The sequence below is a fragment of the uncultured Sphingomonas sp. genome (assembly GCF_902806265.1).
GTDB lineage: Bacteria > Pseudomonadota > Alphaproteobacteria > Sphingomonadales > Sphingomonadaceae > Sphingomicrobium.
On record NZ_CADCVZ010000008.1, the window covers coordinates 58,446 to 67,544 of the forward strand.

Sequence of the window (9,099 nt, forward strand, 5' to 3'; positions counted from 1 at the left end):
TCCGGCACCGTGCTGCCGCTGCGCGCCGGGGCAGGGTTGTCCCGCGCTGTGGAGAAAGCAAGCGCCAGTGCGACAAGGAATAAGCATTTGATGAACAATCGCCAGCAGGGTGGCCGCCGTCGCGGTCGCGGTGGGCAGCGTCCGCCGGGCGCTCCGGGGAACGGGGGGAACGGTCGCGACACTCGGCAGCGGGGCAATGCCGCCCAGCTGCTGGAGAAGTACAAGAGCCTGGCGCGCGACGCCCAGCTCGCCGGCGACCGGGTGCAGACTGAATACTACCTGCAATTCGCCGACCATTATTTCCGCGTGCTTGGCGAAACCCGCTCCCGCTTCGAGGAGCAGCGGCGCGGCCGCGACGACTACGACGACGAGGAAGATTACGACGACGAGGCGATGGAGGCCGACGGTGACGACCGCCAGGAGCCGCAGCGTCCGCCGCAGCGCGACGTACAGCCGCCGCGAAGCGGACGCAGCGATGGCGATGGTGACGGTCAACCGCGGAGCCGCCGCAACGAAGGCGACGGCGATGGCCGCCCCGAGCGGTTCGCACGCGAGGACCGCGGCGAACGGCGTGGGCGCCGGGACCGCTTCAACGGCGAGCGTTACAACGGCGGGAACGGGAACGACTCCGAACCGTCGGAGGCTGAAGAAGCGGAACCGCGGCTCGTAGCCGACATCCTGCCGCCTGCCATCGGCGTGGCCGCGGACCCGGCGGAAACGATCGATACTGCCGAGCAGGAGGAAGCTCCCCGCCCGCGCCGCCGGACCCGGCGCCCGCGGGTGGCCGAAGGCGGCGACGAGATCGCGCCGGCTGCCTGAAGCGGGGGTACATGCGGTAAGCAGAGGGCGGCGGGTGCGAACTCGCCGCCCTTTCTGTTGGGTACCGGCAGCGGCCTCGGGGCGCTGTCACAAAACGGAAAGAAGGCCGTAACCGACGCGACGCGGCCTCGTCCTACCCACCCCTTGTCGGCGGCCGCAGAGAGTCGCCCGAGGGGACACCAGATGACCACCAAGAGTTTCGCGCTCACCGCCACCGCGGTGCTGACGCTGGCCATTCCTTCCATGGCGGATGCACGCACCCAGATGAGGGCGGTGGGCTCGTCCACCGTTTATCCGTTCTCCAAGGCCGTGGCCGAGCGGGTCGCCCGCGCCAACCCGCGGCTGGGCACACCGATCATCGAGTCGACCGGCACCGGTGCGGGCATGAAGCTGTTCTGCGCTGGGGTGGGCGCGCGTTTTCCCGACGTGGTCAATGCCTCGCGGCGGATGAAGGCTTCGGAAGCCAAGCTATGCGCCAGCAACGGCGTCAGCCGGGTCACCGAAGTGCAAGTCGGGCTAGACGGCATCGCCATCGCGACCGCGCGCGCCACGCCGCTTGCCAACCTGACCCAGCGCGAGATCTACCTAGCGATCGCCAAGACGCCGTTTGGCAAGCCCAATCGGGCGCGCACCTGGAAGGACGTCAACGGGCGGCTGCCCGCCATTCCGATCCGGGTCATGGGCCCGCCGTCCACCAGCGGCACCCGCGATGCGCTGGGCGAGCTGATCATGACGCCGCCGTGCGAGGCCAATGCCGGCATGGCCGCGATGAAAAAGGCGAACGAAGCCAAGTTCAAGGCGATCTGCACCGCTGTCCGCACCGACGGCGGCTACATCGAGGCGGGCGAGAACGACAACCTCATCGTCCAGAAGCTCGCGGCGAACCCGGGCTCGGTCGGCGTGTTCGGCTACAGCTTCCTCGAGGAGAACGCCTCCAAGGTGAAGGGCATCGCCATTAACGGCGTGCAGCCGAGCTACGCTACCATCAGCAGCTTCCGCTACCCGGGCGCCCGGCCGCTCTACGTGTACGTCAAGAACGCGCACGCCGCGGCCATTCCGATGGTGCGCGCCTTTGTCGCCGAGTTCACCAAGGAAAGCGCGATGGGGCCGCGCGGCTACCTGCTCTCCATGGGAATGGTCGCAGCGCCTACCCACGTGCGCGCCCGCTCGCAGCAGGCCGCCCGGAATCTGGCGCCGCTGAACTTGGCTGCGCTCAAGTAGCGGCAACAAGCAGGATCAAAGCTCGCGCGCCTTCTTAACGGGAGGCGCGCACGCCCTCAAAGGGGGGCACCGGGGGACAAGGGAACGATACATGACGACCAAGACCATCTTCGCGGCGCTGCTGTGCGGCAGCGCCATCGCTGTGGCGGCGCCGGCTAGCGCGCAGGACGCGTCCGGCCAGCCTCCTGAGGCGCAGCAGGAGCCGACCCAGCCCGATTCGTCGGACGCGACTGCCGACGCGGCCATCGCCAATGCCGCACCCGTGGACGATGCCCAGGCCAGGATCGAGCTGCTTCAGCAGCAGGTCGAAGCGCTCCAGGAATCGCTTGCGGAACTGCAGAAAGGCATGGTCAAGACGACCCCGAGCTGGAAGGGCGCCCCGCAGTTCGAGGACAAGGACGCCGGCTGGTCGTTCAAGCCGCGCGGCCGCATCCAGTATGACGCCGGTTACGTGTCCAACCCCGACGATGCGATCGCCACCCGCAATCTCGGCTTCAACAGCCGGGCGCGGCGCATCCGGCTTGGCGCGGAAGGCACCATCCCGGGCGGCTTCGGCTACAAATTCGAGATGGATTTCGCCAATGCCAGCGTCGGCTTCGGCGACGTGATTCTGACCTACCAGCCCAAGGACAAGCCCTACAACTTCATCGTCGGCAATCATGAGACCTGGAACGGCCTGGAGCAGATCTCGAGCTCGCGCTTCCTGTCGTTTGTGGAGCGGGCGGCGTTCGACGACGCGTTCCTCAACACGCGGAGGATCGGAGGATCGGTCGGCGTGGCCAACGCGGCCGGCGACCTGCGCTTCAACGCCGGATTGTTCACCGCACACTCGATCGACTCCAGCTTCGACAACGACGGTTGGATCGGGGCCGCGCGTGCCGTTTATTCACCGCTGATGGGCACCACCCAGCTCCACTTCGGCGCCAACTTCCAGCACCGCGAGTTCCAGTCCAACAACGGCGCCACAGCCTCGACCTCGACCGGCGCGCCTTCGACCAACCAGCTGGCCCGCTACCGCGCGCGCCCGTTCACCCAGACCACCGACGTCCGTTTCGTGGACACCGGCAACTTCGCGGCAAAGAGCGACAACATCTTCGGCCTGGAGTTCGCGGCGATCGCCAAGTCGCTGCACTTCGCGTCGGAGGGTCAGTACCTCAAGAGCAACGCCTACGGTGAGGGCGACAGCTTCGACGGCTCCGACCCGGCCGACGTGCTCGATCTATTCCCCACGCCGGCCGTGCTGGTCCCCGATGGCGACCCGAGCTTCTGGGGCGGCTATATCGAGGCCGGCTACTTTCTTACGGGCGAGACCCGCGGCTACCGCAACGGCCAATGGGATCGCACCAAGGTTCTCAAGCCCTTCAGCAAGGGCGGCTGGGGTGCGCTGCAGTTGAACGGGCGGCTCGATTACCTCGATCTCGACTCCAATCGGCTCAAGAACGGCTTGTCGAACAACTTCGTCACTGGGGTCGGGACGCCGTCCCTGGGTCTTGGCCGCGGCGGCAAGCAGCTTGGCCTGCTCGGCAGCCTGATCTGGATTCCGGAGGATTACTTCCGCGTCTACTTCCAGTACGCCCGGGCGCAGATCACCGGAGGACCGCAGGCCGCCGTTATCGAGCCGGACTCGGGCAGGCCGGTCGACGAGCGCAAATATGGCGTCGACACGGTCACGGCACGCGCCCAGATCGACTTCTGAGCCGTCGCACCCGGATCGCGGCGAGGCCTTTCTGCCACAGGTAGGAAGGCCTTTGCTGCATCCGGGCCACGCCTAGTTGACAGTTCATGTGACAGTGTATCTCCTGCCCGCTCGGACATGGTCGGGAGGTTGTATGCGTAAGATTCTCGCCGCCGTTCTGGCCGCCGTTGCAGTTCCGGCTGCGGCGCAGTTGCTGCCTTCACCCGGGCAGACTGCCCAAGGCGACGTCGCGGTCACCATCTACAACAACAATCTGGCGCTGGTTCAGGACCGGCGCGAACTGAGCCTGCCGGGCGGCCGCTCGCGCCAGGAGTTCCCCGACGTTTCGGCGCAGATCCGCCCCGAGACAGTGACGCTGACGGGGAGCGGCGTCGGCATTGTCGAACAGAACTTCGACTTCGACCTATTGTCGCCCCGCGCGCTGATGACCAAGGCCGTGGGGCAGCAGGTGACGCTGGTCCGGACCAACCCCGCGACCGGCGCCGAGACCCGCGAGCGGGCGACGGTGCTGGCGGCCAACGAGGGTGTGGTGCTGCAGATCGGCAATCGGATCGAGGTGCTGCGCGACGACAGCCTGCCGGTAAGGGTGGTGTTCGACGAGGTGCCCGACAACCTTCGGGCGCGGCCGACATTGTCTGTCACCTTGGAGGCGAACCGCAGCGGACGGCAGCCGGTAACGCTGACCTATCTGACGCCGGGCCTCGGCTGGGCGGCGGACTATGTCGCGCTGTTCGACGAGGGCGCCGGGCGGATGGACGTCCAGGGCTGGATCACGCTGACCAACAACAGCGGCACGCCCTACGTGAACGCCAGCACGCTGCTGGTGGCGGGATCGGTCGGGCAGAGGCAGCCGAACTACCGCGAATATGGCGGCTATCCACCACTGCCTCCGCCGCCGCCCCCGGGCATGCCCCTGCGCCGGCCGGGACCGGAGACCGCGGGGCGCGAGCGGCTCGCCGACTTCTATCTCTACCCGCTGCCGGTCCGCACCACCATCGCCAACGCCCAGACCAAGCAGGTCAGCTTTCTCGATGTAAGTGGAACACCCGCCCAGCGCGCGTTCGAGTATCGTAACCCTTGGCTCGGCACCCAGGAGCAGGCGGTTAGCGCCAACACCGTGCTGCGCTTTTCGACCTTGCGCGACCAGGGCCTTGGCGACGCGCTGCCCGCGGGAACTGTCCGGGTGTACCAGCGCGACGCCCGCGGCACGCCGCAGTTCGTCGGGGAAAGCGCGATCGGCCACACGCCGATGGGCTCCACCCTCGGGCTGACCACCGGCCAGGCGTTCGACATCAAGGTGCAGCCGGTGGTCGAGCAGCGCGAGCGGGTGAGCAGCGACGGCTCGCGCTGGCGGACGGCCATGCGCTACCGCCTGACCAATGCTTCGCCGCGTGCCGTCACGGTGATCGTCTTCCAGGACGGTCTATGGGGCGACACCCGAATCCTTGCCGAAAGCCAGAAGAGCGAGCGCAACAGCGCGGACGCGGTGATCTGGCGGGTGGCGGTGCCGGCTAATGGCGAAGCCAGCGTCACCGCGACCTTCGACAGCCGCTACTAGGGCGATGCGCCTACTCGCCGCGCTGGCGCTGCTCATGGCTCCGCTGCCTGCGACAGCGCAGTCGGTCGCTACCTCGGCCGGGCCAGACGCGGTCAAAGTGACAGTCTACCGCAACCTCAACCGCAGCAGCGACGAGCGGCTGAGCCTCGACTGGCTGGGCGGTTATGCCCTGATCAGCGAGACCCGCACCGTGAACCTGCCCGCCGGCGCCAGCGACCTCCGCTTCGAGGGCGTGGCCGGAGGCATCGTTCCGCAAAGCGCGATCGTGTCCGGTCTTCCCGACGGCATCGTCGAGCGCAACCGCGACGCCTTTCTGTTGTCACCCGGAACCCTGCTCGACCGTTCGCTCGGACGCCGCGTCCAGCTCCGCCGCACCAGCCGGGCAACGGGGCGGGTGACGGAGCAGGAAGTCGTGATCCGCTCGGGCGCGGACGGGGCGGTGGTGCTGCAAACGCCCGCGGGGTTCGAGGCGCTGCGCTGCTCGGGGCAGGCCGAGACCTTGGTCTACCCGGGGGTGCCGTCCGGGCTGTCGGCCAAACCGACCCTGTCCGTGCGGGTGCGCAACGCGCAACCAGTCAACGCTCGGATTACCCTGTCCTATCTCGCCACCGGCTTCGACTGGCAGGCCAACTACATCGCCAGGCTGTCGGCCGATGCGACACGAGTGGACCTGTTCGCCTGGCTGACCCTGGCCAGCACGGACGAGACCAGCTTTCGCGCCGCGGAAACCAGCGCAGTGGCCGGCCGGCTCAACCGCGAGGATGCGCAGGTGCCCCCGTCCGAGTCGCGGCCGATCCGGCTGGAGTGCTGGCCCGAGGCCAAGACCAGCGACGTGCCCGCGACCCCGGTGCCGGTCACGGCCGTGTCCGCGGCCGCCCCGCCGCCGCCGCCGCCTCCGCCTGCGCCAGAGCGCGGCGGCGACGAGATCGTGGTGACGGGCTCCCGCATCGTGGCGCGGCAGGAGCAGCTCGGCGACGTCAAGCTTTACCGCATCCCCGAGCCGGTCACCGTCGCCGCCAACAGCCAGAAGCAGGTCGCGCTGCTGGAGCGGTCCGCGGTGCAGGTCCGCACCGCCTATCGGACCATGGTCACTGCGGACAGCGCCGGGTCCGACCGGCTGGCGACCCGGGTGCTGCTGACCCGCAATCGGACGGCGGAAGGCCTGGGCTTGCCGCTGCCCGCTGGGCGGGTTGCCCTGTTCGGCACGCGCGAGGGCCGCCCGATCCTGCTCGGTGAAGGCTCGCTCGGCGACCTGGCGATCGGCGAGGACGTTGAGATCGCGTTCGACCAGTCACCAGGCGTCAGGACGCGCCTGACCAAGGTCGCGGACGACCGCTACGAGCTGACCGTCTTCAACGACTCGCCGGGCACGATCCGCCATGAGGCGCAGCTGTTCACCGGCGACGACCGGGTGGTTGCGGCCGTCCGCCTCGAGCGGCGCAATGGGCGGCCGCTATGGGCGGCAACGATCCCTGCGAACGGCAGCCGGACGCTACGCTATAGCGTCAGCCGCTAGCGGCTGGGGCGCCTCGACCGGGCGCGGCCGGTTGTTCTCGTCCAGCGCGACAAAGGTGAACAAGCCTTCGGTGACCTTGATCTGCTGCTGCCCGCGATCCCGGTGGGCGATCACCTCGATGCGGATGACCATGGAGGTGCGGCCAAGCTTTTCGACGTCCGCGTAGACCGAGATGAGGTCGCGCAGCTCGATGGGGGCGATGAACTCCATCCGCTCGATGGCCACGGTGGCGACGGGCCCCTGCGCGCGGCGGGAGGCGACGATGCCGGCCGCGATGTCCATCTGGGAGAGGACCCAGCCGCCGAAGATATGGCCGTTGGCGTTGATGTCGCTGGGCCCGGGTACCACCCGCAGGATGGCATTCTTCTTAAGATCGTTGGTCAAAGGTCGTCCTCGATTGTTTGTTCGCCGGAGTGGTGGTGCGCTTGCTCGTCGTGCCCGGAACCGGAGCTGACGAAGGCCAAAGTCATCAGCGCCGCACCTAGCAGCACGGACAGGCCGGCGCCCAGCGCGGTGGCGATCAGCATATGGATGCGGATCTCCGGCTCGCCCCGGGCGACGAACCACACGGCTAGCGCGGCCGCAAGGATCGCAGCCAGGCTCATCCAGCGCATGATCCGCCGAAAGCGCCGCCACGCCGAGCCGCGCGGGCTAGGAACCGGATCGGGGATGGGCATGCACTTCCCTTTGGGCGGGAGGCATGGGAGTATCAAGCCCATCGGCGACTCTGCCCAAGGAGAAGAGCGATGACCATAGCGGCGGTGCTCGGACACAAGGGTCGGGAAGTCGCCACGGTGGAGCCGGGCGCCAGCCTGCAGGCGGCCGCGGCCGAGCTCGCGCGCCGCAGGATCGGCGCGCTGCTGGTCATGGAAGGCGGCCAAATCGCGGGCATCCTGTCGGAGCGCGACATCATCGGATGCCTGGCGGCGCACGGGGCCGACCTCACGCACCGGATGGTCGGGGACGCGATGACCGCCGACGTGATCACGGTCGAGCCGAGCCTGCCGGTGCTGGCGGCCCTGGCGCTTATCACCAGGCGCCGGGTGCGCCACCTGCCGGTCGTCGATGGCGGCGCGCTGGTCGGGATCGTCTCGATCGGCGATCTCGTGAAGTTCCGAATGGAGCGGATCGAGGCTGAAGCCGACGCGATGCGCGCATATATCCAGAACTGCTGAGCGGTCGGCTCAGCTAAGCATGCGCTCGCTCGGACAGCCGCATGTCCGAGGAAGGTACTGGAAAAAGAGAACTTTGGGCTTGAAGCGAGCGGCGGTGCCGCTAAATGGTGCTTCAGCGACGGGGCGCCGACGGAAACGGAAGCGCTTCGGGCAAGCGGACTGCATGGTTCGACATCTGGCTTTGTCACAAAAGCGAAAAAGGGTGTTGACGGGCTGAAGAGCCCACCATATATGCCGCTTCACAGCAGCGGGGACGGCCCTCCCGGGTCGGTCTTCGTTTCGCGTCTCTCTCAGTCGGACCACCGGCGCCCGGAACCACAAGGACCGGGTAGGAAAACGCGTCGGCTCTTTGACATTGTTGGTTTAGATGAAGGGACATGCGGGCGGCGGCTCGGTCACCTGGAGCCTCTGGGTTCAGGTTGGTCGATAAAGCTAAGCCGTTCCAATTGTCCTCATACGCAAACACACCAGTTTGTATATTTGTGCAGGAACGGCTCCCAGAGATGCCGGTCCGCCTGGGTTATTCCACTCGGACGGATCGTACATCAACTTGAGAGTTTGATTCTGGCTCAGAACGAACGCTGGCGGCATGCCTAACACATGCAAGTCGAACGAGACCTTCGGGTCTAGTGGCGCACGGGTGCGTAACGCGTGGGAATCTGCCCTTCGGTTCGGAATAACTCAGGGAAACTTGAGCTAATACCGGATGATGACTTCGGTCCAAAGATTTATCGCCGAGGGATGAGCCCGCGTAGGATTAGCTTGTTGGTGGGGTAAAGGCCTACCAAGGCGACGATCCTTAGCTGGTCTGAGAGGATGATCAGCCACACTGGGACTGAGACACGGCCCAGACTCCTACGGGAGGCAGCAGTGGGGAATATTGGACAATGGGCGAAAGCCTGATCCAGCAATGCCGCGTGAGTGATGAAGGCCTTAGGGTTGTAAAGCTCTTTTACCCGGGATGATAATGACAGTACCGGGAGAATAAGCTCCGGCTAACTCCGTGCCAGCAGCCGCGGTAATACGGAGGGAGCTAGCGTTGTTCGGAATTACTGGGCGTAAAGCGCGCGTAGGCGGCTTTGTAAGTTAGAGGTGAAAGCCCGGGGCTCAACTC

Annotated in this window: 8 protein-coding genes and 1 rRNA gene; 7 read left to right on the plus strand and 2 right to left on the minus strand. The window is 66.9% G+C overall.

Annotated features, from left to right (window positions below; all coding sequences use genetic code 11):
* Positions 1-90 precede the first annotated feature (90 nt).
* The 5 genes from QZX62_RS02460 to QZX62_RS02480 all read left to right on the plus strand — a co-directional run bounded on the left by QZX62_RS02460 (position 91) and on the right by QZX62_RS02480 (position 6,810).
* On the plus strand, positions 91-819 hold the full coding sequence (locus QZX62_RS02460; protein ID WP_294171884.1) for a DUF4167 domain-containing protein: 729 nt from the start codon (positions 91-93) through the stop codon (positions 817-819).
* Positions 820-1,002: 183 nt separating this feature from the next.
* Complete coding sequence (locus tag QZX62_RS02465; RefSeq protein ID WP_294171885.1) at positions 1,003-2,040, plus strand: substrate-binding domain-containing protein; 1,038 nt, start codon at positions 1,003-1,005, stop codon at positions 2,038-2,040.
* 91 nt (positions 2,041-2,131) lie between these two features.
* Positions 2,132-3,736, plus strand: a complete 1,605-nt coding sequence (locus tag QZX62_RS02470; RefSeq protein WP_294171886.1) for a porin — start codon at positions 2,132-2,134, stop codon at positions 3,734-3,736.
* Positions 3,737-3,869: 133 nt separating this feature from the next.
* Positions 3,870-5,294 (plus strand): DUF4139 domain-containing protein, encoded by a 1,425-nt coding sequence (locus tag QZX62_RS02475; RefSeq protein WP_294171889.1) that lies wholly within the window; start codon positions 3,870-3,872, stop codon positions 5,292-5,294.
* Positions 5,295-5,298: 4 nt separating this feature from the next.
* Positions 5,299-6,810: a hypothetical protein gene (locus tag QZX62_RS02480; RefSeq protein WP_294171890.1), complete on the plus strand. Its 1,512-nt coding sequence runs from the start codon at positions 5,299-5,301 to the stop codon at positions 6,808-6,810.
* Here QZX62_RS02480 and QZX62_RS02485 read toward each other — a convergent pair.
* Positions 6,787-7,194 carry an acyl-CoA thioesterase gene (locus QZX62_RS02485; protein WP_294171891.1) on the minus strand — a complete coding sequence of 136 codons (408 nt, stop codon included), beginning with the start codon at positions 7,192-7,194 and terminating at the stop codon, positions 6,787-6,789. The genes QZX62_RS02480 and QZX62_RS02485 overlap by 24 nt on opposite strands.
* A complete protein-coding gene (locus QZX62_RS02490) occupies positions 7,191-7,487 on the minus strand; it encodes a hypothetical protein (protein WP_294171893.1) in 297 nt (98 codons plus the stop codon). The genes QZX62_RS02485 and QZX62_RS02490 overlap by 4 nt, the downstream gene beginning before the upstream one ends.
* A 69-nt stretch (positions 7,488-7,556) precedes the next feature.
* On the opposite strand from QZX62_RS02490, the gene QZX62_RS02495 reads away from it, so the two are divergent.
* Positions 7,557-7,985: a CBS domain-containing protein gene (locus tag QZX62_RS02495; protein WP_294171895.1), complete on the plus strand. Its 429-nt coding sequence runs from the start codon at positions 7,557-7,559 to the stop codon at positions 7,983-7,985.
* 546 nt (positions 7,986-8,531) lie between these two features.
* Positions 8,532-9,099, plus strand: a 16S ribosomal RNA gene (locus QZX62_RS02500); the annotation flags it as partial.

What these genes read in the sequence shown, in the direction of transcription:
- QZX62_RS02475 (WP_294171889.1), top strand. Translation starts at nt 3,870, where the DNA reads ATGCGTAAGATTCTCGCCGCCGTTCTGGCCGCCGTTGCAGTTCCGGCT.
- QZX62_RS02460 (WP_294171884.1), top strand. Translation starts at nt 91, where the DNA reads ATGAACAATCGCCAGCAGGGTGGCCGCCGTCGCGGTCGCGGTGGGCAG.
- QZX62_RS02480 (WP_294171890.1), top strand. Translation starts at nt 5,299, where the DNA reads ATGCGCCTACTCGCCGCGCTGGCGCTGCTCATGGCTCCGCTGCCTGCG.
- QZX62_RS02490 (WP_294171893.1), bottom strand. Translation starts at nt 7,487, where the DNA reads ATGCCCATCCCCGATCCGGTTCCTAGCCCGCGCGGCTCGGCGTGGCGG.
- QZX62_RS02495 (WP_294171895.1), top strand. Translation starts at nt 7,557, where the DNA reads ATGACCATAGCGGCGGTGCTCGGACACAAGGGTCGGGAAGTCGCCACG.
- QZX62_RS02470 (WP_294171886.1), top strand. Translation starts at nt 2,132, where the DNA reads ATGACGACCAAGACCATCTTCGCGGCGCTGCTGTGCGGCAGCGCCATC.
- QZX62_RS02465 (WP_294171885.1), top strand. Translation starts at nt 1,003, where the DNA reads ATGACCACCAAGAGTTTCGCGCTCACCGCCACCGCGGTGCTGACGCTG.